Source organism: Pantoea sp. BJFS-204, from assembly GCF_049310725.1.
Taxonomy (GTDB): Bacteria; Pseudomonadota; Gammaproteobacteria; order Enterobacterales; family Enterobacteriaceae; genus Pantoea; species Pantoea agglomerans.
Genome location: NZ_JBMOWE010000006.1, coordinates 245,414 through 269,213, shown reverse-complemented (window position 1 = coordinate 269,213; position 23,800 = coordinate 245,414). Strand labels below are relative to the sequence as shown.

The following is a 23,800-nucleotide window of genomic DNA, read 5'->3' as shown; positions in this document are numbered from 1 at the left end:
TATCAGACAATCTGTGTGGACACTGCGCGGGAAGGTATCTTCAGGTAAGGAGGTGATCCAACCGCAGGTTCCCCTACGGTTACCTTGTTACGACTTCACCCCAGTCATGAATCACAAAGTGGTAAGCGCCCTCCCGAAGGTTAAGCTACCTACTTCTTTTGCAACCCACTCCCATGGTGTGACGGGCGGTGTGTACAAGGCCCGGGAACGTATTCACCGTGGCATTCTGATCCACGATTACTAGCGATTCCGACTTCACGGAGTCGAGTTGCAGACTCCGATCCGGACTACGACGCACTTTGTGAGGTCCGCTTGCTCTCGCGAGGTCGCTTCTCTTTGTATGCGCCATTGTAGCACGTGTGTAGCCCTACTCGTAAGGGCCATGATGACTTGACGTCATCCCCACCTTCCTCCGGTTTATCACCGGCAGTCTCCTTTGAGTTCCCGACCGAATCGCTGGCAACAAAGGATAAGGGTTGCGCTCGTTGCGGGACTTAACCCAACATTTCACAACACGAGCTGACGACAGCCATGCAGCACCTGTCTCAGCGTTCCCGAAGGCACCAAAGCATCTCTGCTAAGTTCGCTGGATGTCAAGAGTAGGTAAGGTTCTTCGCGTTGCATCGAATTAAACCACATGCTCCACCGCTTGTGCGGGCCCCCGTCAATTCATTTGAGTTTTAACCTTGCGGCCGTACTCCCCAGGCGGTCGACTTAACGCGTTAGCTCCGGAAGCCACTCCTCAAGGGAACAACCTCCAAGTCGACATCGTTTACGGCGTGGACTACCAGGGTATCTAATCCTGTTTGCTCCCCACGCTTTCGCACCTGAGCGTCAGTCTTTGTCCAGGGGGCCGCCTTCGCCACCGGTATTCCTCCAGATCTCTACGCATTTCACCGCTACACCTGGAATTCTACCCCCCTCTACAAGACTCAAGCCTGCCAGTTTCAAATGCAGTTCCCAGGTTAAGCCCGGGGATTTCACATCTGACTTAACAGACCGCCTGCGTGCGCTTTACGCCCAGTAATTCCGATTAACGCTTGCACCCTCCGTATTACCGCGGCTGCTGGCACGGAGTTAGCCGGTGCTTCTTCTGCGGGTAACGTCAATCGACGCGGTTATTAACCGCATCGCCTTCCTCCCCGCTGAAAGTACTTTACAACCCGAAGGCCTTCTTCATACACGCGGCATGGCTGCATCAGGCTTGCGCCCATTGTGCAATATTCCCCACTGCTGCCTCCCGTAGGAGTCTGGACCGTGTCTCAGTTCCAGTGTGGCTGGTCATCCTCTCAGACCAGCTAGGGATCGTCGCCTAGGTGGGCCATTACCCCGCCTACTAGCTAATCCCATCTGGGTTCATCCGATAGTGAGAGGCCCGAAGGTCCCCCTCTTTGGTCTTGCGACGTTATGCGGTATTAGCCACCGTTTCCAGTGGTTATCCCCCTCTATCGGGCAGATCCCCAGACATTACTCACCCGTCCGCCACTCGTCACCCAAGAGCAAGCTCTCTGTGCTACCGTCCGACTTGCATGTGTTAGGCCTGCCGCCAGCGTTCAATCTGAGCCATGATCAAACTCTTCAATTTAAGTTTGATTTGCTTAAACAAGTTAAGCGGTGCTCATCTGTAAAACGTCATAATGAATTTCATTATGTGTTCACTCGTGAGGCTTGATATTTTTTTACGTCCGGAGACGCTGATATCAATCCTGCGAGTGCCCACACAGATTGTCTGATAAATTGTTAAAGAGCAGTGCGAACAGTGCGTTAGCGTCCTGTCGCGAGGTGGCGTATATTACGCTTTCCTCCTGCAGAGTCAACCTCTATTTCAGAAGTTTTTCTCCGGCGGCGCAGTCTCCTGTGCCTCTCAACCCGCTTCCCGTTGCCGGTGTTCCGTGTCGATGGAGGCGCATTATAGGGATCCCGTTTCAGAGCACAACCCTTTTTTTGGATCTTTTATCTGAACGGTTATAAATGATCCAGATTGATGAGATCGCCAGCGATCCAGGCCAGAATTGGCTTGTCAGCTGCCTGAAATCGCATCAGGCTGCATTGAAAACAGAACAAAGGAGAACATGATGGCTTCCGCCCTACGTCCATATAAAGACCTTTTCCCGCAAACTGGCCAGCGCGTTATGGTCGATCCAAGCAGTGTTGTGGTCGGTGATGTCATAATGGGGGACGACGTGAGCATCTGGCCGCTGGTTGCGATCAGGGGTGATGTGAATCAGGTCCGCATTGGTGCCCGTACTAATGTACAGGACGGCAGCGTTCTGCACGTTACGCATAAATCAGCGTCTAACCCGCAAGGCTTCCCTCTTATTATTGGCGAGGATGTCACGGTCGGGCATAAAGCGATGTTACACGGCTGTACCATTGGCGATCGCGTGCTGGTCGGAATGGGATCGATTCTGCTTGATGGCGTAATAGTAGAAGAAGAAGTGATGATTGGTGCCGGAAGTCTGGTGCCGCCAGGTAAAAGACTGGAGAGCGGCTATCTCTATCTGGGTAGTCCGGTCAGGCAGATCAGGCCGCTGAATGACAATGAGAAGGAAGGTTTACGCTATTCCGCTAATAATTATGTCGCCTGGAAAGATGATTACCTGGCGGGAGATAACCAGATCCAGCCCTGAGCATCAATATTATCCTGACGGATAGCCGCTTCGGCCTCATCTTCCAGATCCCAGCGATGGTGCTGAAACAGCGCCATCGTCTCCCCTTCACCAAAACGTGAAGTCAGCGACTTCCCGCTGATTGCACAGGTCAGCCGCATGCCGTTGACCTGCACCGGGAAACAGACCGCGTTCAGTTCTGCATCGTAGGTTTCATCATCAGGAAACTGTATCGCCTGATTCATGGCTGCATGGCCTGTTTAAGCTGGGTAATCACCGGCGCGATTTCCGGCATCACACCGTGCCACAGATAGAAGGCATGAGCAGCCTGCCCCACCAGCATGCCCAAACCATCTGCCAGATGAGCCGAGCCCTGCGCCTGACACCAGCGCAGGAAAGGCGTCAGCCCGCTTTGATAAAACATGTCATAACAGCGCACATCAGCATGAATGACTGCTGCAGGTAAAGGAGGGGTTTCGCCATTTACACCGCTTGAGGTCGCATTAATGATCAGATCAAAGTGCTGATCTGTCAGCTGCTCAAAACCACATGCGCGGATAGTGCCGCTCGCTGCAAACAGGCCAGCCAGCTCTTCCGCCCGCGCGGCGGTACGGTTAACAACAGTGAGTGTCACGCCTGCTGAGAGAAGCGGCAGAATGACCCCACGTGCAGCACCGCCCGCCCCCACCAGCAAAACCTTGTCACCAGCATTGATCATCTTCAGCCGTTCAAGATCGCTTAACAGCCCGATACCATCCGTGTTGTCACCTAGGATCTGCCCATCGCTGAGTTTTTTCACCGTGTTTACCGCGCCGGACAGGGCTGCACGTTCGCTGAGCTGATCGGCAAATTCCCATGCCTGCTGTTTAAAAGGTAACGTCACGTTGGCGCCACGGCCTCCCTGTTCGAAAAAGGCAGAGAGCGCCTGAGGAAAACCATCTATCGGGGCACAAATCCGACCATAGCGATGTTCAACGCCCGTCTGTTCAGCGAAAGCCTGATGGATCAGCTGAGATTTACTGTGGTTGATCGGATTACCGAAAACGGCGAATTGATCCATGAATTAGCCCTGACGTATAAGTTCGCCGCTGATGACATCGCGGATTTCAGAGGGATTGAGCCGCCCACCCGTTTTTCCCGACAGAACCGGGAACTGCTCACCAAACTGCTGCTTCACTTCTTCAGCCGTTCGGCAGGGAGGCAGGCCTGACAGATTTGCACTGGTTGAGACCAGCGGTTTACCAAATGCGCGGCAAAGGGCCTGCACATCAGGATGGTCACTGACGCGAATGGCCAGTGAATCAAACTGTCCGGTAAGCCAGCGAGGCGTTTGTGGCGGAACGGGTACGACAAAGGTCACCGGGCCGGGCCAGCATGCAAACATCCGCTCACGCTGTATCACAGACAGTTCCCGAGCGGAGATGTAAGGTTCCAGCTGGGTGTAATCAGCCGCAATCAGGATAAGCCCCTTTTCTACCGGACGCTGTTTCAGCGCCAGTAAAGCCATGACGGCAGATTCACTGTCAGGGTCACAGCCCAGACCAAATACGGCTTCAGTAGGATAGGCGATGACCGCCTGTCGATTCAGCTGCTCTAGGCAGGTTTCAAGTGAATCGGCGAGGTGTTGATTTTCCATGGTCTATGAATTCTCTTCAGCAATGGCTTTGCCACAACTTTTACTGGCGCAAAAGCGTTTGATCCCTTGGGCCGTCTTTTTTTCAACTAATAGCGGATACTGGCAATAAGGACAGATTCCGGCAACGGGTGTCAGATTCACAACAAACTGGCAGGCTGGATAGCGATCACAGGAGTGAAACGTTTTGCCGTAACGGGAGCGCCGCTGAACTAACCGGCCTTCATGGCACTGTGGACAGGCCAGCGAGGTTTCATCTGGTTTGTCGATGGTTTCGGTGTATCCGCATTCCGGATAGAGGCTACAGCCAATGAACATGCCAAATCGCCCCTGCCGCAACACTTTATCCGCACCGCATTCGGGACAGGCGTGGCCTTCCAGCACTTTGACCACATGACCATCGGCCTGACCCTTTAAGGGTCGAATGTAGTCGCATGCCGGGTAGTTCGCGCAGCCCAGAAAAGGACCGTGTTTACCGGAGCGGATAACCAGTTCTGCCCCGCAAGCGGGGCAGGGATCCTGTTTACGCACGGTGAAGAGTGCAGCTTTACTCATAGCGATCAATGCATGAAAGGAAATTTAATGCAGCATACCTTCATTGGCGTCGAATAGCAGTTCTTCCATCTGCTGATAGGCATTTTCACATCCGGGAATGTTGAACAACACCATCAGTACCACCCATTTGAGATCTTCCAGGTCAAACTCAGAGGTATCCAGCGCCATAATGCGTTCGATGACCATTTCACGCGTTTCCAGGTTCAACACCTGAATCTGCTCCAGGAACAGCAGGAAACCACGGCTGTCAGCATCTAAACGTTTGCTCTCTTCATCGGTATAAATACGCATGGAGAGCGGATCATTTGTCAGTAAAATTGGCGCAACCAGTCCTTCCTGATAGTCAGCCAATCTTTCTAACCAGTTCAGCGCACTGTAAATATCTTCACGATGGAACCCGGCATCCGTCAGGTCGTCTGTCAATCTGTCCTGATCAACACCCATTTCTGCTTCGTTGTGGATATATGTCTCAAACAAATACATCAGTACGTCGAACATGGCATGCCCTCCTCAATCGGACATAGCCGCCGGGTACAGCTGCGATCCATCCTGCTAACTCCAGTTCCAGCAACTGAGCTGAGATAACTGGCACAGATTGGCCGGCACGTTCAGCGACAACGTCAACAGGTGTAACATCATCACCTACGTTAGCCAACACATCAGCAAATGGCAATGGAGCATCGTCACTCACCTCAGAATAAATTTCACCGCCCGGTGTCATCGGCAGCCAGTTAAGTGCACTTGCCAGATCTTCCACGATGTTATGGGGATGGGCCACCAGCAGCGCCCCCTGCTGAATCAGCCAGTTTACGCCTTCGCTTAACGGGTTACCGAGCGCGCCAGGTAAGGCATAGACATTACGATTTTGCTCCAGCCCATACCGCGCCGTTACCAGGGAACCACTCTTCAGCGAGGCTTCTACCACCAGCACCCCATGGCTCAGGCCGCTGATAATACGATTACGGCGCGGAAAATTAAGCGGATGCGGCAGGGTCGTCAGCGGAAACTCAGAAACTACCGCACCACCCTGTTCAACGATCTCTGCGGCAAGATGGGCATGATTGCTGGGATAGAGCCGCTGCAAACCACTACCTAACACGGCCACCGTTTTACCGCCTACGTTGAGTGCTGCCTGATGCGCAACACCATCAATACCCCTTGCCAGTCCGCTGGTAATGGTCAGACCGCTGAGGCTTAAGTGCTGGGTAAACCAGTCGCACCAGTAGCGGCCATAGTGTGAACAGTTTCGGCTGCCCACCACCGCTAACTGTGGTGTGCTGATAAGCGCAGGATCGCCATCAATATAGAGCAGCGGCGGAAAGCGGTTGGTTTCTTTAAGACGGGCAGGATAGGCCGCGTCCAGAGCAGTCACCAGATGATGAGCCGGACTCTGATCCAGCCAGGAATAGACTTCTGTGAGATTATTTTCATTAAAATCATCATATTGCTGGCACTGGCTCTCATCTAAGCCAAGCCGGATAAGCTGCTCCCTGTCTGTCTGTCCGGCACCTATTTGCTGCGCCACATCAACCCAGCGTTTTCCTGTCATTCCAGTGACGGCGGCCAGCCGTACAGACTGCGCTATTTTGTCCATCTTCAGCTCCCTGATCGCCCTTGCTTCCTGCCGCAGAATGCTGTCAATCAGGCCTCGAAAAGTCTACAATATAAGGTAGTAATCTTTTCTTAACCGAATACAGATCTGGATATTTATGTCAGTTTTGCAGGTATTACATTTCCCTGACGAGCGTCTTCGCAAAGTTGCTGCGCCCGTTAAAGAAGTTAACGCAGACATTCAGCGTATCGTTGATGATATGTTCGAGACGATGTATGCCGAAGAAGGTATCGGTCTTGCGGCTACGCAGGTCGATATTCATCAGCGCATTATCGTGATTGACGTCTCTGAAAGTCGTGAAGAGCGTTTAGTGCTGATTAACCCTGAGCTGCTGGAAAAAAGCGGTGAAACCGGCATTGAAGAGGGCTGCCTCTCTATTCCGGAACAGCGCGCATTTGTTCCGCGTGCCGAGCGGGTAAAGGTCCGTGCACTGGATCGCGAGGGTAAAAGTTTCGAACTGGAAGCCAGCGAGTTACTGGCCATCTGTATCCAGCATGAGATCGATCATCTGGAAGGCAAACTGTTTATCGATTATCTGTCGCCTTTAAAGCGGCAACGGATCAAAAATAAATTAGAGAAACTGGCGCGTCAGAACGCGCAGGCTTCCTGAGATCTTAATAAGGGATAAACGTGTCTGCCCCGCTAAAAATCATCTTTGCCGGCACACCTGACTTTGCAGCGCGTCATCTTGACGCGCTGCTTGCTTCTGAACATCAGGTTATCGGCGTATTCACCCAACCCGACCGTCCTGCTGGTCGCGGTAACAAATTAACGCCAGGCCCGGTCAAAACGCTGGCGATGGCACATGACATTCCGGTTTATCAGCCTAAGTCACTGCGACCTGAAGAAAATCAGCAACTGGTTGCTGACCTCAAGGCCGATGTGATGGTGGTTGTGGCCTACGGATTAATTCTGCCCAAGGCCGTGCTTGATATGCCACGTCTGGGATGCATCAATGTCCATGGCTCACTGCTGCCACGCTGGCGTGGAGCTGCGCCTATTCAACGTGCGCTCTGGGCTGGCGACAGCGAAACCGGCGTGACCATCATGCAGATGGACGTGGGACTGGATACCGGCGATATGCTGCATAAGCTGGCCTGTCCGATTACTGCCCAGGATACCAGTGCCACGCTGTATGACAAGCTGGCACAGCTTGGCCCACAGGGGCTGCTGGATACGCTGACATTACTGACCACTCAGCAGGCTTCACCTGAAAAACAGGATGAAACGCTGGCCAACTATGCTGAGAAACTCAGTAAAGAGGAGGCACGTCTTGACTGGACACTCTCTGCAGAACAGCTTGAGCGTTGTATTCGCGCTTTTAACCCGTGGCCGATGAGCTTTTTCACCATTGAAGATCAGCCGGTTAAAGTCTGGCAGGCAAGCGTTCTGCCCCACAGCGATCGTGCGCCTGGTGAAATTATTCATGCTGACAAGCATGGCATCCAGGTGGCGACGGCTCAGGGCGTACTGAACCTGCTCCAGTTGCAGCCCGCCGGTAAAAAACCGATGTCGGCTCAGGATCTTCTCAACTCGCGCCGGGAATGGTTTGAACCTGGAACCCTTCTGGACTGACTCTCAGGCCCGGTCCCTCACCGGGCCTTTTGTTTGATGACAAAACCCTATGACTAAATCTATCAACCTGCGTAGCCTCTCGGCTCAACTTATTGAGCGTGTGGTCGACAAGGGCGAATCCCTGAATACGGCACTGCCAGCCGCCCAGAAAAAGCTCTCTGACAAAGATAGCGCATTAGTGCAGGAGATCTGTTTTGGCGTATTGCGCACATTACCGCAGCTGGAAGCGCTGATTGGCAAACTGATGGAGCGTCCACTTACCGGCAAACAGCGGGTTCTGCACTATCTGATCATGGTCGGGCTTTATCAGCTGGAATATACCCGTGTGCCTGCCCATGCCGCACTGGCAGAAACCGTCGCGGGCGCCGAAGTACTGAAGCGCACCAGTATGAAAGGCTTATTAAATGGCGTATTACGCCAGTTTCAGCGTCAGCGGGAAGAGCTGCTCGCCACTGTTCAGGATGGCCCGCAACGCTATCTGCATCCCGGATGGCTGCTAAAGCGTTTACAGCATGCCTGGCCGGAACAATGGCAACAGATTGTCGAAGCAAATAATCTGCGTCCGCCGATGTGGCTGCGGGTTAATCGCCAGCACCACGATCGTGACACGTGGCTGGCTATGCTGGCCGAAAGCGGCAGGAATGCACAGCCTGCTGTCGATGTGCCGGATGCGCTGCGGCTTGACGCCCCTGCCCCGGTCAGCCAGCTACCAGGCTTTGATCAGGGTTGGGTTACCGTGCAGGATTTATCTGCTCAGCGCTGTGCCTTGCTGCTTGAGCCCCAAAACGGCGAACAGATTCTGGATTTATGCGCTGCGCCCGGCGGTAAAACGACCCATATCCTTGAAATCGCGCCTCAGGCCGAAGTTATGGCCGTCGACGTGGATGCGCAGCGTCTTAAACGCGTAAATGAGAATCTGCAGCGACTGGGTATGAAAGCAGACGTGAAACAGGGTGATGGACGAACGCCGCAACAGTGGTGCGGCGTTCGTCAGTTTGACCGTATTCTGCTGGATGCGCCCTGCTCTGCTACCGGTGTGATCCGACGCCATCCTGATATTAAGTGGCTGCGTCGCGATCGGGATATCGCCGAGCTGGCAAAGCTTCAGGGTGAAATTCTTGATGCTATCTGGCCGCACCTGAAACCTGGCGGTACACTGATTTATGCCACCTGCTCCATCCTGCCTGAAGAGAATCATCAGCAGATAGATGCTTTCCTGCAGCGCCAGCATGATGCGCAGGCAGAGCCCCTCAGAGATGCGCCCGCGAACGGCTTACAGGTATTCCCGGAAGCCGAGGGCGGAGATGGTTTCTTCTACGCTAAGCTGATAAAAAAATCGGGTACAAACTGAAATGAGTATTGATAAGCGATGAAAATAATCATTCTGGGCGCAGGACAGGTTGGCGGAACCCTGGCAGAAAATCTGGTGGGTGAAAACAACGATATCACGGTGGTTGATACCGACTCTTCACGCCTGCGTCACCTGCAGGATAAGTTCGATCTTCGCGTCGTGCAGGGTCATGGTTCTCATCCACGCATTTTACGTGAGGCGGGTGCAGAAGATGCCGACATGCTGGTTGCCGTAACCAACTCCGATGAAACCAACATGATTGCCTGTCAGATTGCTTATTCGCTTTTCAATACGCCGAATCGTATCGCCCGTATTCGCGCGGCCGATTATCTGCGTGATGCGGACAAATTATTTATTCCTGAAGCGGTGCCTATCGATCACCTGATCTCGCCTGAACAGCTGGTGATCGACAATATCTATCGTTTAATCCAGTACCCTGGCGCATTGCAGGTCGTCAACTTTGCTGAAGGCAAAGTCAGCCTCGCCGTGGTGAAAGCTTATTATGGCGGGCCACTGGTAGGAAATCCGCTATCGATCATGCGTGAGCATATGCCATACATTGATACCCGCGTAGCCGCTATATTTCGTCAGGATCGCCCCATTCGCCCGCAGGGTTCAACCATCGTAGAAGCGGGTGATGAAGTCTTTTTCATTGCAGCCAGTCAGAACATTCGTGCGGTAATGAGTGAAATGCAGCGGCTGGAGAAACCTTATAAACGGATTATGCTGGTAGGTGGCGGTAATATCGGTTTCGGTCTGGCACAAAAACTTGAGAAAAATTACAGCGTGAAGCTGATTGAACGTAACCCCCAGCGCGCAGCAGAACTGGCAGAGCATCTTCACGACACAGTCGTCTTTTATGGCGATGCGTCAGATCAGGAACTTCTCGCTGAAGAACATGTTGATCAGGTTGATCTCTTTATCGCCGTCACCAACGATGATGAAGCCAATATTATGTCAGCCATGCTGGCAAAAAAGATGGGGGCGAAGAAGGTTATGGTGCTGATTCAGCGCCGCGCCTACGTCGATCTGGTACAAGGCAGCGTTATCGATATCGCTATTTCACCTCAGCAGGCCACGATTTCTGCCCTGCTGGGTCATGTGCGCAAAGCGGATATCGTGGGCGTTTCATCGCTACGACGCGGTATTGCAGAAGCGATCGAAGCGATAGCGCACGGAGACGAATCAACTTCACGCGTGGTCGGCCGCTCCATTGATGATATCAAACTACCGCCAGGCACCATTATTGGCGCAGTGGTTCGTGGAGACGATGTGATGATTGCCAATGATAACCTGCGAATTGAACAAGGTGATCATGTCATCATGTTCCTGACCGACAAGAAGTTTGTATCAGATGTGGAACGTCTCTTCCAGCCGAGTCCATTTTTCCTGTAAATGCCGCGTTTATAGGCGAACAGAACACAAAGAACGCAAAACTGCCGCTTAATTCGCTGTGTTGATGGCAAAACCAGTAGGGTTTGTTAGACTTTATGGCATTGGCTTGGGCAAGGAGATAAGTATGAGTTTAATCAAAGAGTTTCGCGATTTCGCAATGCGCGGCAATGTGATGGATTTAGCCGTCGGTGTCATCATCGGTGCTGCATTCGGTAAAATTGTTTCATCGTTAGTCGCCAACATCATTATGCCGCCTTTAGGCTTACTGATTGGTGGTGTCGATTTTAAATCATTCGCCTGGGTACTTAAGCCTGCAGTTGGTGATGCTCCAGCCGTTGTAATGCAGTACGGTATCTTCCTTCAGACCATCTTCGATTTCGTCATCATCGCTTTCGCAATCTTTATGGCGATCAAGCTAATGAATCGTCTGTACAAGAAAAAAGAAGTAGAGAAGCCAGTGGCTAAACCGTCAAACGAAGAAGTTCTGCTGACTGAAATCCGCGATCTGCTGAAACAGCAGAATAGCCGGGTCTAGTTAATAAGCCGCCGCACAGGCGGTTTTTTTAACCGTAAAAGCAGAAGGGCAGTGATAAGACGCTTTCTTATCACTGCCCTCCCATCCAGTCCCCTTGCCATGTTTCTCTTTCCGCTTGAAACTACCTTTACCCTTTTGCTTCTGCTCTATGCGTTGCCGAAATAGTGGGTCGTGTAACAGAGCCTGAATCGCGTTATCGCGGATTTGCCCTTTGGTGTGCTGATATTTACTCATGACGCCTCCTATTGAGATGGTCTGATACTCTATTCCTTTGCAGCAAAATAACAATATGCTTATTTGCTCGAAGCCTCTCCCCGCTCCAGCGCCTCAAGAATTGAGCACGAAATGCTACTGTGACTGTCACCACAACAGGCATCGGAAAGGTGTCGCAGGGAACGCTGCATCGTTTCTAACTCTGCGATCATCTGAGCAACTTCACTCAGCCGTTTTTCAACGATCGCTTTTGATTCCTGACAGGTGTGATGCGCAGGATCAACCCGGATCGAAAGTAGCTCTCTGATCGCTTCCAGACTGAAACCCAGTTTACGACCATAACGAATAAATTTCAGACGCTGAAGATCGCCCTCGCTGTAAAGGCGAAAGCCACCTTCAGTACGACCATCATGATCCATCATCTGCTGCTTTTCATAAAAACGGATAGTGTCTGGCGTCACCTCCGCAAGCTTAGCTAACTGACCGATGCGAAACATTTACTCCTCCTCGCGGAAACGATGCTGAATAGCAGTGGAATAACTGCCATGGAGAAAATCGGTACTGATACCCGCCTGGCGTAATCTTAGCTCCAGCACCTGAAGCCGATGGCAATGATCCTGATAATTTTGATCCGCAGGATCGAGGTTGCGAATAAGATCGTTCACTTCCATGGCTTCACGTCTGAGCTCAAGCTCCGGCGGCAGAAAGCCCGCATTTTTCAGTAAACGGTAGCCCGCTCTTAACTCAGGCGGAACATGACTGTCATCATCCAGCTGCAGCGGCTTACCGGAGCCGGGAAGATTACTCAGCTCGCCTTTTTCCAGCGCCGCTTTGATGTGCTGTTCAGCAAGTTCATCAACCAGCCACATAGTTGGCTCCTTTGAACATGAAAAGAGTAAGTTCTAAGGTAGTAAATTTCAGGCAATAAAAAACCCGCCGAAGCGGGTTTTTTACGTTGCTACAGATTACTCTGCGGCTGCTTCTGCTTGAGCTTCTGGACGATCAACCAACTCGATGTAAGCCATCGGAGCGTTGTCACCAGCACGGAAGCCACACTTCAGAATACGAGTGTAACCACCGGCACGGCTCGCGAAACGCGGGCCCAGCTCATTAAACAGTTTTGCCACGATCTCGTTATCACGAGTACGGGCGAATGCCAGACGACGATTAGCTACGCTGTCGGTCTTGGCAAGAGTAATCAGCGGCTCAACTACGCGACGCAGTTCTTTGGCTTTCGGCAGAGTCGTTTTGATGATCTCATGACGAACCAGAGAACCGGCCATGTTGCGGAACATAGCCTGACGATGGCTGCTGTTGCGGTTCAGTTGACGACCACTCTTACGATGGCGCATGACCTTATCCTTCTCAGTGAAACCTTAACCTGTGATCTGATTATTCATCAGCAATGCTTGCTGGCGGCCAGTTCTCGAGGCGCATGCCCAGAGAAAGACCACGCGAAGCCAGCACATCTTTAATCTCGGTAAGAGATTTTTTACCAAGGTTAGGCGTTTTAAGCAGCTCAACCTCGGTACGCTGTACCAGATCACCGATGTAGTGGATAGCTTCTGCCTTAAGGCAGTTAGCAGAGCGGACAGTCAATTCCAGATCGTCAACAGGGCGCAGCAGGATCGGATCGAATTCTGGTTTCTCTTCTTTAACTTCCGGCTGACGTACATCACGTAAGTCAACGAAAGCTTCAAGTTGTTCTGCCAGAATGGTTGCCGCACGACGAATCGCCTCTTCAGGATCGATTGTGCCGTTGGTTTCCATTTCGATGACCAGCTTGTCCAGGTCGGTGCGCTGCTCTACACGCGCTGCTTCAACATTGTAGGCGATACGGTCTACAGGGCTGTAGCAAGCGTCAACTAACAGGCGGCCGATTGGGCGCTCATCTTCTTCCGAATGAATTCGGGCAGAAGCCGGCACATAGCCACGACCACGCTGAACTTTGATACGCATGCTGATAGCAGCGTTCTCATCGGTCAGATGGCAAATGACATGCTGAGGCTTGACGATTTCGACATCACCATCATGGGTAATGTCGGCTGCAGTCACAGGGCCAATGCCAGATTTATTCAAGGTCAGAATAACTTCATCTTTCCCCTGAACTCTTACCGCCAGCCCTTTCAGGTTGAGCAGGATTTCCAGGATATCTTCCTGTACTCCCTCTTTGGTGCTGTACTCATGAAGTACACCATCAATTTCAACCTCGGTCACCGCGCAACCCGGCATGGATGAAAGCAGAATACGGCGCAGTGCGTTACCAAGAGTATGGCCAAAGCCACGCTCTAAAGGCTCAAGGGTCACCTTGGCGTGCGTCGAACTCACTTGCTCGATATCTACCAGGCGCGGTTTTAGAAACTCTGTCACAGAACCCTGCATTGTGTCCTCTCTTTGGTACTAAGCCTTACTTGGAGTAAAGCTCGACGATCAGGTGTTCGTTAATGTCCGCAGACAGATCAGTACGTTCAGGAATACGCTTGAACACACCTTCCATCTTAGTCGCATCAACTTCCAGCCAGGTTGGCTTTTCACGCTGCTCAGCCAGCTCCAGAGCGGCCTTCACGCGAGATTGCTTTTTGGCTTTCTCACGGATGCTAACGACATCATTCGGAGATACCTGATAAGAAGCGATGTTAACAACGCGGCCATTTACCAGAACAGACTTATGGCTAACCAGCTGACGTGCTTCTGCACGAGTGGCACCAAAGCCCATACGATAAACTACGTTGTCCAGACGACCTTCCAGCAGAGCCAACAGGTTTTCACCGGTGTTGCCTTTCAGACGAGCTGCTTCTTTATAATAGTTACGGAACTGACGCTCCAGCACGCCGTAGATACGACGAACTTTTTGCTTTTCACGTAACTGACCGCCGTAATCAGACAGACGCGGTTTACGCGCACCATGCTGACCAGGGGCTTGTTCAATCTTACACTTGGAATCAATCGCGCGAACGCCAGACTTAAGGAATAAGTCAGTGCCCTCACGACGGCTCAGCTTGAGCTTAGGACCCAAATATCTTGCCATTTTCTTTCTCCAACTATCCTAAAAAAACGGGCGTTATACGCGACGTTTTTTCGGCGGACGACAACCGTTATGAGGGATCGGAGTCACATCAGTAATATTAGTGATGCGGAAACCAGCGGCGTTCAAAGCACGAATCGTAGATTCGCGACCTGGACCCGGACCCTTTACCATAACTTCCAGGTTCTTAATTCCGTAATCTTTTACCGCTTCTGCACAGCGCTCTGCAGCGACCTGAGCAGCAAACGGAGTGGATTTACGTGAACCGCGGAAACCGGAACCACCGGCGGTTGCCCAACCCAGTGCGTTACCCTGACGATCAGTAATGGTAACGATGGTGTTGTTAAAAGAAGCATGGACATGAGCCACGCCATCTGAGACTTGTTTTCTTACACGCTTACGTGCACGAACTGGTGCCTTTGCCATTATTTACTCACCCCGATTATTTCTTGATCGGTTTACGCGGACCCTTACGGGTACGTGCGTTGGTCTTAGTACGCTGACCGCGAACCGGAAGACCACGACGATGGCGCAAACCACGGTAGCAACCAAGGTCCATAAGACGCTTGATGCTCAGGGTGATTTCACGGCGCAGATCACCTTCTACAACGAATTTCGCAACTGCATCACGCAGCTGATCAATTTGTTCTTCAGACAGCTCACTGATCTTAACATTTTCAGCAATACCCGTTGAAGCGCAGATGGCTTTAGAACGAGTTTTACCGATACCGAAGATCGAAGTTAATGCGATAACGGTATGTTTTTGATCAGGAATGTTAATGCCTGCTATACGGGCCACTATGCACTCCTATAATTAAACAAGCACGTCCCATGCTGAAAAGCCCGTTTTCAGGATACTCAAATGGAAACGCACTGACATACAAAAGATTGGCTGGCTAATCTAGCCAGCTCAACCCGACTTTGCAAGAAAAATATGTGACAAAATCAGCCTTGGCGCTGTTTATGCTTTGGCTCGGCGCTGCAGATCACACGGACGACACCGTCGCGACGAATGATTTTGCAGTTACGACATAATCTCTTGACGGAAGCACGAACTTTCATTTTTACTCTCCGTAACTTCTCAACCAACTGAATTAACGGCCGTAGCCTTTCAGGTTAGCTTTCTTCAGTGCCGACTCGTACTGACTTGACATCATCAGAGTTTGCACTTGAGCCATAAAGTCCATGATGACGACAACTACGATAAGCAGTGAAGTACCGCCAAAGTAGAAGGGGACCTTCATCGCATCACGCATGAACTCCGGGATAAGGCAGATAAACGTAATGTAGAGAGCGCCGATTAAGGTCAATCGCGTCATTACTTTATCAATATACTTCGCCGTTTGCTCTCCCGGACGAATTCCCGGTACGAATGCACCAGACTTCTTCAGGTTATCTGCTGTTTCACGTGGGTTGAAAACCAACGCCGTATAGAAGAAACAGAAGAAGATGATTGCAGTCGCATAGAGTAGCACATAAAGCGGCTGTCCTGGCTGCAAATACAGCGAAATTGTTGTCAGCCAGTTCCAACCGGTACCGCCCCCAAACCACGATGCAATCGTTGCCGGGAACAGAATAATGCTGGAAGCAAAGATGGCTGGAATGACGCCTGCCATGTTCACTTTCAACGGTAAATGTGTGCTCTGTGCAGCGTAAACGCGACGACCTTGCTGACGTTTTGCGTAGTTCACCACAATGCGGCGTTGACCACGTTCAACAAAGATAACAAAGAAGGTCACTGCGAATACGAGTACTGCAACCAACAGCAACAGAAGGAAGTGCAGGTCGCCTTGCCGCGCTTGCTCGATGGTATGGCCAATGGCCGGCGGGAGACCCGCAACGATACCTGCGAAGATAATGATCGAAATACCGTTACCGATACCACGTTCAGTAATCTGTTCGCCCAGCCACATCAGGAACATCGTTCCTGAGACCAGACTCACAACAGCGGTAAAGTAGAAAGCAAAGCCTGGATTCATTACCAGGCCTTGCATCCCTGGCATATTCGGCAGACCGGTAGCAATACCGATCGACTGAAATATGGCCAATACCAACGTACCGTATCGGGTGTACTGGCTAATCTTACGACGGCCAGCCTCCCCTTCTTTCTTAATTTCCGCTAACGCTGGATGAACCACCGTTAATAACTGGATGATAATCGATGCCGAAATATACGGCATGATGCCCAGTGCGAAAATAGAAGCACGGCTCAGAGCACCACCAGAGAACATGTTAAACATTTCAATGATGGTGCCACGCTGTTGCTCAAGCAGTTTGGCAAGTACAGTGGCATCAATACCAGGGATTGGAATAAAAGAGCCAATACGGAAGACAATGAGTGCGCCGATTACAAACAGCAGTCTGCGTTTCAGCTCACCAAAGCCACCCTTGGCACTTTGAAAATCTAATCCCGGTTGTTTAGCCATCTGCTACTTATTCCTCGATTTTACCGCCAGCAGCTTCGATTGCAGCACGTGCACCTTTGGTGACACGCAGACCGCGAACCGTTACCGGTGTAGAAACTTCACCAGACAGAATTACTTTAACGAATTCAATCTGAACACCGACAATGTTGGCTGCTTTCAGCGCGTTCAGGTCGACGATACCGCCTTCAACTTTCGCCAGATCAGACAGACGAATCTCTGTGGTGATCATTGCTTTGCGAGAGGTGAAACCGAACTTCGGCAGACGACGGTACAGAGGCATCTGACCACCTTCGAAACCGCGACGTACGCCACCGCCAGAACGTGAGTTCTGACCTTTGTGACCACGACCACCGGTTTTTCCGAGGCCAGAACCGATACCACGACCCAGACGCTTGGTAGCGTGCTTAGACCCTTCGGCCGGAGACAGAGTATTTAAACGCATCTCTTACTCCTCCACTTTAACCATATAGGAAACCGCGTTAACCATACCGCGTACTGCAGGCGTGTCTTCACGCTCAACGGTGTGGCCAATACGACGCAGACCCAGGCCAACCAGAGTGGCTTTATGCTTAGGCAAGCGGCCGATTGAACTACGGGTTTGAGTGATTTTAATAGTCTTAGCCATCGTGATTACCCCAGAATTTCTTCAACGGATTTACCACGCTTAGCAGCGACCATTTCCGGAGATTTCATATTGCCCAGGCCGTCGATAGTTGCACGAACCACGTTAATCGGGTTAGTAGAACCATAGGCTTTTGCCAGTACGTTATGAACTCCAGCGACTTCCAGAACGGCGCGCATTGCACCACCGGCAATAATACCGGTACCTTCTGAAGCCGGCTGCATGAACACGCGGGAACCCGTGTGTGCACCTTTAACTGGGTGCTGCAGGGTGCCGTTGGTCAGCGCGACGTTAACCATGTTGCGACGGGCTTTCTCCATCGCTTTCTGGATCGCTGCTGGAACTTCACGCGCTTTACCGTAACCAAAACCTACGCGACCATTACCATCGCCTACCACAGTCAGTGCTGTGAAGGAGAAGATACGACCACCTTTAACAGTTTTAGAAACACGGTTTACCGCGATCAGTTTTTCCTGCAGTTCGCCAGCTTGTTTCTCGATGTGTGCCATCTTAGACCTCTACCTTAGAACTGAAGGCCAGCTTCACGGGCAGCATCTGCCAGTGCCTGGACGCGACCATGATATTGGAAACCGGAACGGTCGAAAGAAACACCAGTGATGCCTTTTTCGATTGCGCGTTCTGCGATAGCTTTACCTACTGCAGCTGCGGCTTCTTTATTACCGGTATACTTCAGTTGTTCAGTGATAGCTTTTTCTACAGTAGAAGCAGCGACCAGAACTTCGGAACCGTTCGGGGCGATTACCTGTGCGTAAATATGACGCGGGGTACGATGTACCACCAGGCGAGTAGCACCCAGCTCTTTGAGCTTGCGACGTGCACGGGTCGCACGACGGATACGAGCAGATTTCTTATCCATAGTGTTACCTTACTTCTTCTTAGCCTCTTTGGTACGCACGACTTCGTCGGCGTAACGGACACCCTTGCCTTTATAAGGCTCAGGACGACGGTAGGCGCGCAAGTCCGCTGCAACCTGACCAATCAGCTGTTTATCAGCGCCTTTCAGCACGATCTCAGTCTGAGTTGGACATTCTGCAGTGATACCCGCGGGCAGCTGGTGATCGACTGGATGAGAAAAGCCCAGAGACAGGTTAACCACGTCGCCTTTAACGGCTGCACGATAACCTACACCAACCAGCTGCAGCTTCTTAGTGAAGCCTTCGGTAACACCGATTACCATTGCGTTCAGCAGCGCGCGAGAAGTACCCGCCTGCGCCCAGCCGTCAACGAAACCTTCGCGCGGAGCGAAAGTCAGAGCGTTGTCAGCATGCTTAACTTCAACAGCATCATTGATAGTACGAGTCAGCTCGCCGTTTTTACCTTTAATCGAAATTACCTGACCGTTGAGTTTTACCTCTACGCCGGCAGGAACAACGACAGGTGCTTTAGCAACACGAGACATATGTATCCTCCGATTACGCTACGTAGCAGATAATTTCGCCACCAAGACCTGCCTGGCGCGCTGCACGATCAGTCATGACACCTTTAGATGTAGAAACTACAGCGATGCCCATACCAGCCATTACCTTTGGCAGCTCATCTTTTTTCTTATAGATGCGCAGACCAGGACGGCTTACTCGCTGAATGCTTTCTACAACAGCTTTGCCCTGGAAATACTTGAGAGTAAGTTCCAGTTCCAGCTTGATGTCGCCTTCGATTTTGAAATCTTCAATATATCCTTCTTCCTTCAGAACGTTGGCAATTGCCAATTTCAGCTTGGAGGAAGGCATGGTGACCGCAACTTTGTTTGCGGCCTGACCGTTACGGATACGGGTCAGCATATCCGCGATCGGATCTTGCATGCTCATCTGTGTTACTCCCGTGATTCAATTGGTGACAATTACCAGCTAGCCTTTTTCAGGCCCGGGATTTCACCGCGCATGGCGGCTTCGCGGACCTTGATACGGCTCAACCCAAACTTCCGCAGGAAACCGTGCGGACGACCTGTTTGACGGCAGCGGTTACGCTGACGCGAAGGGCTGGAATCACGCGGCAGACTCTGCAGCTTCAGAACAGCATCCCAACGATCTTCGTCGGAAGCGTTCACATCAGAGATGATCGCTTTCAGTTCAGCGCGTTTAGCGAAGAATTTGTCTGCTAATTTTGCACGCTTAACTTCGCGTGCTTTCATAGATTGCTTAGCCATTAAGTAACCCTACCTTACTTACGGAACGGGAAGTCAAAGGCAGCCAGCAGAGCACGGCCTTCATCATCAGATTTCGCAGTAGTGGTAATGGTGATATCCAAACCACGAACGCGATCGACTTTGTCGTAGTCGATTTCTGGGAAGATGATCTGCTCACGTACACCCATGCTGTAGTTGCCACGACCATCGAATGACTTAGCGGACAAGCCACGGAAGTCACGGATACGTGGAACAGCAATGGTGACCAGACGCTCAAAGAACTCCCACATGCGCTCGCCACGCAGAGTTACTTTACAGCCGATCGGATAGCCCTGACGGATTTTGAAGCCTGCAACTGATTTGCGTGCTTTGGTGACCAGCGGTTTTTGACCGGAGATTGCTGCCAGGTCAGCTGCTGCGTTATCCAGCAGTTTCTTGTCAGCGATCGCTTCACCAACACCCATGTTCAGGGTGATCTTCTCGACCCGAGGGACTTGCATGACAGAATTGTAGCCAAACTCTGTCATGAGTTTCTGGACTACTTCGTCTTTGTAGTAATCATGCAGTTTCGCCATCGTACTACTCCAAATTACTTGATAGTTTCGCTGTTAGACTTGAAGAAACGGACTTTTTTGCCGTCTTCGAATCTAAAGCCTACACGGTCAGCCTTACCAGTTGCCGCGTTGAACAGTGCAACGTTAGAAACCTGAATAGCAGCTTCTTTTTCAACGATGCCACCTGGTTGGTTCAGAGCCGGAACCGGCTTCTGATGTTTCTTCACCAGGTTGATACCTTCAACGATGACCTTACCAGAAGACAGGACATTCTTAACTTTACCGCGCTTACCTTTATCTTTACCGGTTAACACGATAACTTCGTCGTTACGACGGATTTTAGCTGCCATTGTTCGCTCCTTAGAGTACTTCTGGTGCCAGAGAGATAATTTTCATGAACTTTTCAGTACGAAGTTCACGAGTTACCGGCCCAAAAATACGCGTACCGATAGGCTGCTCACTGTTATTGTTCAGAATAACGCATGCATTACCATCGAAGCGAATGACAGAACCGTCCGGGCGACGAACACCCTTCCTGGTGCGCACCACTACCGCCTTCAGGACATCACCTTTTTTGACTTTACCACGCGGAATTGCTTCCTTGATGGTAACTTTGATGATGTCACCGACGCCTGCGTAGCGACGGTGCGAGCCACCCAGAACCTTGATACACATTACGCGACGTGCACCGGAGTTGTCGGCGACGTTCAGCATAGTCTGTTCTTGGATCATTTTAGTGCTCCGCTAATGTCAACTACTACTTCGGGACCTAAACCTCAGGTCGTTAGAAAGCCCCATAATTGAGGGCGCGGCATTGTAACACCGGTTCTCACAGATGGGTAGAAAAAATAAACGGCTCTCAATCGAGCCGCTGATTTCCCCTGATGACAGGGAGGGCGTATTCTAGGGAATAGTGCGAACAGTAGCAAATGTAATCTGCCTTATTTTTCGTCGCCTCCCAAATAAAGTGCCCTTCTGACTCAACCAGCCAGTTTCCTGGCCAGTTGGTTATGCTGACGCAACACGGCTGGCAGTTCAATTCCGGCCACTTGTCCGTCCCGTACCCGGACTTTTCCGTTAATGATGCTATAGGCAACCTGTCCCGGATTACAGAACACCAGGGCGGCGACAGGATCGTGCCCTGCCCCGGCAAGTCCAATTCGATTCAGGTCAAAAATGGCCAGATCGGCCATCATGCCCGGCGCAATGGTGCCCACATCATCGCGGTTTAGCACCTTTGCTCCACCCAGCGTCGCCAGTTCCAGTGCCTGACGTGCCGTCATCGCATCCGGGCCGAAGCCAACGCGTTGCAGAAGCATCGCCTGACGAACTTCGGCCATCATGTCTGAGCTGTCATTGGAGGCTGAGCCATCCACACCCATACCCACGTGTACGCCGGCATCACACATATGGCGTATCGGCGCAATACCGGAACCGAGACGCATGTTCGAGCAGGGACAGTGCGCGACGCCGGTACCGGTACGTGCAAAGAGTTCTATGCCATGCTGATCCAGTTTGACGCAGTGTGCATGCCAGACATCCGGTCCTACCCAGCCGAGGTCTTCAACATACTGTGCTGGCGTCATATTGAATTTGTCACGGCTATAACGAATATCGCTGTCGTTCTCCGCCAGATGGGTATGCATAGAGACATTGAAGCTGCGTGCCATCGCTGCGGATTGCTTCATCAGCTCACGGCTGACTGAAAACGGCGAACATGGCGCAACCACGATGCGTAACATCGAACCGTGGCTGTCATCATGGTAGCGCTCAATCACACGCTGCGTATCTTTAAGAATGGCGGCTTCATCCTCTACCAGCGCATCGGGTGGTAAGCCACCCAGGGACTTACCGACGCTCATGCTGCCCCGGCTCGCATGGAAACGCATGCCCATTAAGGCTGCAGCCTCAATACTGTCGTCAAGCTTACAGCCATTCGGGTAGACGTAGAGATGGTCACTGGTGGTGGTGCAGCCGGAGAGCATTAACTCGGCCATGGAGATCTGTGTTGAGATATGAATCATCTCAGGCGTCAGATTCTGCCACAGTGGATAGAGGTGGGTCAGCCAGTTAAAGAGCTCGCCGTTTTGCACTGCAGGAATAGCGCGGGTCAGGCTCTGATACATGTGGTGATGCGTATTGATCAGGCCAGGGATGACAATGTGTCCTCGCAGATCGATGATCTCATCCGCGCTATCAGGTAACGAGCGTGCTTCCCCGACTGCAACGATCTTATTTCCTTTTATCAGAATAGAGGCGTTACCTATTTCCCGACGGTCAGCATCCATGCAGACCACACATTCAGCATTCTTCAGTAACAGAGTTCGTTCCATGCTATTGCCTGTGGGTAGTGGTTGTGTGTTACCCGATAATAGCGGCAAGCTTTTGGCAGAGCTAATCGCAGGTAACGCAGCTAACAGTGGCAATTTTAACAGTGACCGGCGTAAGCGGTCATGACTCTCCATTTTCACGGCACATTTCCTTGTACAGTTATGATAACCCCGGCGTTTATAGCCTGGCGCTTTCAGGCCACCTCGCCTGAAGAGAGGCAGCTTAATCCCTGCAAATCCCTGAATTTGTGAGCACCATCAAATCCGTATTGCCACGGGCACAAATGGATCAAGCCCGAATCGCAGGCAAAAAAAAACCCCCTGCCGAAGCAGAGGGTTTCCTCAGAAAAAACGATTCTTATTACAGAACAGCTTTCTCGATTACGCGAACCAGGGTCCAGGATTTAGTCTTGGACAGTGGACGGCATTCGCGGATTTCTACCACGTCACCAATTCCACATTCATTGTTCTCGTCATGGATGTGCAGCTTGGTCGTACGTTTAATGAATTTGCCGTAGATCGGGTGTTTCACGAAACGTTCGATAGCAACAACTGCAGATTTCTGCATTTTGTCACTTACTACACGACCCTGCAGAGTACGGATTTTATCGGTCATTACGAACCCGCCTTCTCAGTCAGTAAAGTCTTAACGCGTGCAACATCACGGCGAACCTGTTTCAGCAGATGAGTCTGCTGCAGTTGGCCAGATGCTGCCTGCATGCGCAGGTTAAATTGCTCACGCAGCAGATTAAGCAGCTCAGTGTTCAGCTCTTCAACGCTTTTTTCACGCAGCTCAGTTGCTTTCATTACATCACCGTCTTAGTTACAAAGGTGGTTTTGATAGGCAGTTTTGCTGCTGCCAGCTTGAATGCTTCACGGGCCAGCTCTTCTGGTACGCCGTCCATTTCATACAGGACTTTACCAGGCTGGATCAGGGCAACCCAATACTCTACGTTACCCTTACCTTTACCCATACGCACTTCCAGCGGCTTCTCGGTGATCGGTTTGTCCGGGAATACTCGGATCCAGATCTTACCTTGACGCTTAACTGCACGGGTCATAGCACGACGTGCTGCTTCGATCTGACGAGCAGTCAGACGACCACGGCCAACAGCTTTCAGACCGAAAGTACCGAAGCTGACATCCGTACCCGCAGCCAGACCGCGGTTACGGCCTTTGTGCACTTTACGGAATTTCGTACGCTTTGGTTGTAACATCAGCG

Annotated in this window: 36 protein-coding genes and 1 rRNA gene; 6 read left to right on the top strand and 31 right to left on the bottom strand. The window is 51.5% G+C overall.

Going from position 1 to position 23,800, the window contains the following annotated elements; translation table 11 throughout:
• Positions 1 to 45: 45 nt before the first annotated feature.
• Positions 46 to 1,585, bottom strand: a 16S ribosomal RNA gene (locus ACO6VX_RS17640).
• A 490-nt stretch (positions 1,586 to 2,075) separates the two neighbouring features.
• On the opposite strand from ACO6VX_RS17640, the gene ACO6VX_RS17635 reads away from it, so the two are divergent.
• Positions 2,076 to 2,630, top strand: a complete 555-nt coding sequence (locus tag ACO6VX_RS17635; protein WP_022625145.1) for a gamma carbonic anhydrase family protein — start codon at positions 2,076 to 2,078, stop codon at positions 2,628 to 2,630.
• On the opposite strand, the gene ACO6VX_RS17630 is transcribed toward ACO6VX_RS17635, so the two are convergent.
• The 6 genes from ACO6VX_RS17630 to dprA are packed head-to-tail and all read right to left on the bottom strand — an operon-like array spanning position 2,597 to position 6,391.
• Entirely contained in the window at positions 2,597 to 2,854 is a 258-nt protein-coding gene (locus ACO6VX_RS17630; RefSeq protein ID WP_061901994.1) for a DUF1488 domain-containing protein, read from the bottom strand. The two genes, ACO6VX_RS17635 and ACO6VX_RS17630, sit on opposite strands and share 34 nt — an antisense overlap.
• Positions 2,851 to 3,669: a shikimate dehydrogenase gene (gene aroE, locus ACO6VX_RS17625; protein ID WP_422458239.1), complete on the bottom strand. Its 819-nt coding sequence runs from the start codon at positions 3,667 to 3,669 to the stop codon at positions 2,851 to 2,853. Before aroE ends, ACO6VX_RS17630 begins: the two co-directional genes overlap by 4 nt.
• A 3-nt stretch (positions 3,670 to 3,672) precedes the next feature.
• Positions 3,673 to 4,245, bottom strand: coding sequence for an L-threonylcarbamoyladenylate synthase type 1 TsaC (gene tsaC, locus ACO6VX_RS17620; RefSeq protein ID WP_010252735.1), 573 nt, complete (start codon positions 4,243 to 4,245; stop codon positions 3,673 to 3,675).
• Between the two features lie 3 nt (positions 4,246 to 4,248).
• On the bottom strand, positions 4,249 to 4,797 hold the full coding sequence (locus ACO6VX_RS17615) for a topoisomerase DNA-binding C4 zinc finger domain-containing protein (protein WP_010252738.1): 549 nt from the start codon (positions 4,795 to 4,797) through the stop codon (positions 4,249 to 4,251).
• Positions 4,798 to 4,821: 24 nt separating this feature from the next.
• Entirely contained in the window at positions 4,822 to 5,295 is a 474-nt protein-coding gene (smg, locus tag ACO6VX_RS17610) for a DUF494 family protein Smg (RefSeq protein ID WP_010252741.1), read from the bottom strand.
• Complete coding sequence (dprA, locus tag ACO6VX_RS17605) at positions 5,267 to 6,391, bottom strand: DNA-protecting protein DprA (RefSeq protein WP_167423950.1); 1,125 nt, start codon at positions 6,389 to 6,391, stop codon at positions 5,267 to 5,269. Before dprA ends, smg begins: the two co-directional genes overlap by 29 nt.
• Before the next feature lie 115 nt (positions 6,392 to 6,506).
• On the opposite strand from dprA, the gene def reads away from it, so the two are divergent.
• From def to mscL, 5 genes are all read left to right on the top strand, one after another.
• Positions 6,507 to 7,019, top strand: a complete 513-nt coding sequence (gene def, locus ACO6VX_RS17600) for a peptide deformylase (protein WP_010252747.1) — start codon at positions 6,507 to 6,509, stop codon at positions 7,017 to 7,019.
• 20 nt (positions 7,020 to 7,039) lie between these two features.
• Positions 7,040 to 7,984, top strand: a complete 945-nt coding sequence (gene fmt / locus ACO6VX_RS17595) for a methionyl-tRNA formyltransferase (protein WP_158131344.1) — start codon at positions 7,040 to 7,042, stop codon at positions 7,982 to 7,984.
• A gap of 49 nt (positions 7,985 to 8,033) precedes the next feature.
• Positions 8,034 to 9,335, top strand: coding sequence for a 16S rRNA (cytosine(967)-C(5))-methyltransferase RsmB (rsmB, locus tag ACO6VX_RS17590; protein ID WP_167423949.1), 1,302 nt, complete (start codon positions 8,034 to 8,036; stop codon positions 9,333 to 9,335).
• Positions 9,336 to 9,353: 18 nt separating this feature from the next.
• Positions 9,354 to 10,730, top strand: a complete 1,377-nt coding sequence (trkA, locus tag ACO6VX_RS17585) for a Trk system potassium transporter TrkA (protein WP_422458238.1) — start codon at positions 9,354 to 9,356, stop codon at positions 10,728 to 10,730.
• A 124-nt stretch (positions 10,731 to 10,854) separates the two neighbouring features.
• A complete protein-coding gene (gene mscL / locus ACO6VX_RS17580; RefSeq protein ID WP_010671590.1) occupies positions 10,855 to 11,265 on the top strand; it encodes a large-conductance mechanosensitive channel protein MscL in 411 nt (136 codons plus the stop codon).
• On the opposite strand, the gene ACO6VX_RS17575 is transcribed toward mscL, so the two are convergent.
• The 24 genes from ACO6VX_RS17575 to rplP all read right to left on the bottom strand — a co-directional run bounded on the left by ACO6VX_RS17575 (position 11,266) and on the right by rplP (position 23,795).
• Positions 11,266 to 11,499 carry an alternative ribosome-rescue factor A gene (locus ACO6VX_RS17575; protein WP_010252762.1) on the bottom strand — a complete coding sequence of 78 codons (234 nt, stop codon included), beginning with the start codon at positions 11,497 to 11,499 and terminating at the stop codon, positions 11,266 to 11,268.
• Between the two features lie 59 nt (positions 11,500 to 11,558).
• A complete protein-coding gene (gene zntR, locus ACO6VX_RS17570; protein ID WP_010252765.1) occupies positions 11,559 to 11,975 on the bottom strand; it encodes a Zn(2+)-responsive transcriptional regulator in 417 nt (138 codons plus the stop codon).
• A complete protein-coding gene (locus ACO6VX_RS17565) occupies positions 11,976 to 12,347 on the bottom strand; it encodes a DUF1992 domain-containing protein (RefSeq protein WP_010252768.1) in 372 nt (123 codons plus the stop codon). It abuts the gene before it with no gap.
• 96 nt (positions 12,348 to 12,443) lie between these two features.
• Positions 12,444 to 12,830, bottom strand: coding sequence for a 50S ribosomal protein L17 (gene rplQ, locus ACO6VX_RS17560; protein WP_003850180.1), 387 nt, complete (start codon positions 12,828 to 12,830; stop codon positions 12,444 to 12,446).
• 40 nt (positions 12,831 to 12,870) lie between these two features.
• The gene (locus ACO6VX_RS17555) at positions 12,871 to 13,860 is read right to left on the bottom strand and encodes a DNA-directed RNA polymerase subunit alpha (RefSeq protein ID WP_003850179.1); all 990 of its coding nucleotides are present in this window, start codon (positions 13,858 to 13,860) and stop codon (positions 12,871 to 12,873) included.
• Between the two features lie 25 nt (positions 13,861 to 13,885).
• Positions 13,886 to 14,506, bottom strand: coding sequence for a 30S ribosomal protein S4 (rpsD, locus tag ACO6VX_RS17550; protein WP_008927131.1), 621 nt, complete (start codon positions 14,504 to 14,506; stop codon positions 13,886 to 13,888).
• A gap of 33 nt (positions 14,507 to 14,539) precedes the next feature.
• Positions 14,540 to 14,929, bottom strand: coding sequence for a 30S ribosomal protein S11 (gene rpsK, locus ACO6VX_RS17545; protein ID WP_004160563.1), 390 nt, complete (start codon positions 14,927 to 14,929; stop codon positions 14,540 to 14,542).
• A gap of 16 nt (positions 14,930 to 14,945) precedes the next feature.
• Positions 14,946 to 15,302 carry a 30S ribosomal protein S13 gene (gene rpsM, locus ACO6VX_RS17540; protein WP_003850176.1) on the bottom strand — a complete coding sequence of 119 codons (357 nt, stop codon included), beginning with the start codon at positions 15,300 to 15,302 and terminating at the stop codon, positions 14,946 to 14,948.
• A 146-nt stretch (positions 15,303 to 15,448) separates the two neighbouring features.
• Complete coding sequence (gene rpmJ / locus ACO6VX_RS17535) at positions 15,449 to 15,565, bottom strand: 50S ribosomal protein L36 (protein WP_010252805.1); 117 nt, start codon at positions 15,563 to 15,565, stop codon at positions 15,449 to 15,451.
• Positions 15,566 to 15,597: 32 nt separating this feature from the next.
• Positions 15,598 to 16,929, bottom strand: coding sequence for a preprotein translocase subunit SecY (gene secY / locus ACO6VX_RS17530; RefSeq protein ID WP_003850175.1), 1,332 nt, complete (start codon positions 16,927 to 16,929; stop codon positions 15,598 to 15,600).
• Positions 16,930 to 16,936: 7 nt separating this feature from the next.
• Positions 16,937 to 17,371, bottom strand: a complete 435-nt coding sequence (rplO, locus tag ACO6VX_RS17525) for a 50S ribosomal protein L15 (protein ID WP_003850168.1) — start codon at positions 17,369 to 17,371, stop codon at positions 16,937 to 16,939.
• 3 nt (positions 17,372 to 17,374) lie between these two features.
• A complete protein-coding gene (rpmD, locus tag ACO6VX_RS17520) occupies positions 17,375 to 17,554 on the bottom strand; it encodes a 50S ribosomal protein L30 (protein ID WP_003850166.1) in 180 nt (59 codons plus the stop codon).
• 5 nt (positions 17,555 to 17,559) lie between these two features.
• Positions 17,560 to 18,060 carry a 30S ribosomal protein S5 gene (gene rpsE, locus ACO6VX_RS17515; RefSeq protein ID WP_003850164.1) on the bottom strand — a complete coding sequence of 167 codons (501 nt, stop codon included), beginning with the start codon at positions 18,058 to 18,060 and terminating at the stop codon, positions 17,560 to 17,562.
• Positions 18,061 to 18,074: 14 nt separating this feature from the next.
• Positions 18,075 to 18,428, bottom strand: a complete 354-nt coding sequence (gene rplR, locus ACO6VX_RS17510; protein ID WP_003850163.1) for a 50S ribosomal protein L18 — start codon at positions 18,426 to 18,428, stop codon at positions 18,075 to 18,077.
• Positions 18,429 to 18,437: 9 nt separating this feature from the next.
• A complete protein-coding gene (gene rplF, locus ACO6VX_RS17505; protein ID WP_003850161.1) occupies positions 18,438 to 18,971 on the bottom strand; it encodes a 50S ribosomal protein L6 in 534 nt (177 codons plus the stop codon).
• A gap of 13 nt (positions 18,972 to 18,984) precedes the next feature.
• On the bottom strand, positions 18,985 to 19,377 hold the full coding sequence (gene rpsH / locus ACO6VX_RS17500; protein ID WP_003850158.1) for a 30S ribosomal protein S8: 393 nt from the start codon (positions 19,375 to 19,377) through the stop codon (positions 18,985 to 18,987).
• Between the two features lie 32 nt (positions 19,378 to 19,409).
• Positions 19,410 to 19,715, bottom strand: a complete 306-nt coding sequence (rpsN, locus tag ACO6VX_RS17495; protein WP_008927132.1) for a 30S ribosomal protein S14 — start codon at positions 19,713 to 19,715, stop codon at positions 19,410 to 19,412.
• 14 nt (positions 19,716 to 19,729) lie between these two features.
• Positions 19,730 to 20,269, bottom strand: a complete 540-nt coding sequence (gene rplE / locus ACO6VX_RS17490) for a 50S ribosomal protein L5 (RefSeq protein ID WP_003850155.1) — start codon at positions 20,267 to 20,269, stop codon at positions 19,730 to 19,732.
• Between the two features lie 14 nt (positions 20,270 to 20,283).
• Positions 20,284 to 20,598: a 50S ribosomal protein L24 gene (gene rplX, locus ACO6VX_RS17485; RefSeq protein ID WP_003850150.1), complete on the bottom strand. Its 315-nt coding sequence runs from the start codon at positions 20,596 to 20,598 to the stop codon at positions 20,284 to 20,286.
• Positions 20,599 to 20,608: 10 nt separating this feature from the next.
• Entirely contained in the window at positions 20,609 to 20,980 is a 372-nt protein-coding gene (gene rplN, locus ACO6VX_RS17480) for a 50S ribosomal protein L14 (protein ID WP_006120590.1), read from the bottom strand.
• 248 nt (positions 20,981 to 21,228) lie between these two features.
• Positions 21,229 to 22,581: an 8-oxoguanine deaminase gene (locus tag ACO6VX_RS17475; RefSeq protein ID WP_172608575.1), complete on the bottom strand. Its 1,353-nt coding sequence runs from the start codon at positions 22,579 to 22,581 to the stop codon at positions 21,229 to 21,231.
• Between the two features lie 358 nt (positions 22,582 to 22,939).
• Positions 22,940 to 23,194, bottom strand: a complete 255-nt coding sequence (rpsQ, locus tag ACO6VX_RS17470; protein WP_003850147.1) for a 30S ribosomal protein S17 — start codon at positions 23,192 to 23,194, stop codon at positions 22,940 to 22,942.
• On the bottom strand, positions 23,194 to 23,385 hold the full coding sequence (rpmC, locus tag ACO6VX_RS17465) for a 50S ribosomal protein L29 (protein WP_003850146.1): 192 nt from the start codon (positions 23,383 to 23,385) through the stop codon (positions 23,194 to 23,196). The genes rpsQ and rpmC overlap by 1 nt, the downstream gene beginning before the upstream one ends.
• The gene (rplP, locus tag ACO6VX_RS17460) at positions 23,385 to 23,795 is read right to left on the bottom strand and encodes a 50S ribosomal protein L16 (RefSeq protein WP_008927134.1); all 411 of its coding nucleotides are present in this window, start codon (positions 23,793 to 23,795) and stop codon (positions 23,385 to 23,387) included. Before rplP ends, rpmC begins: the two co-directional genes overlap by 1 nt.
• Positions 23,796 to 23,800 lie beyond the last annotated feature (5 nt).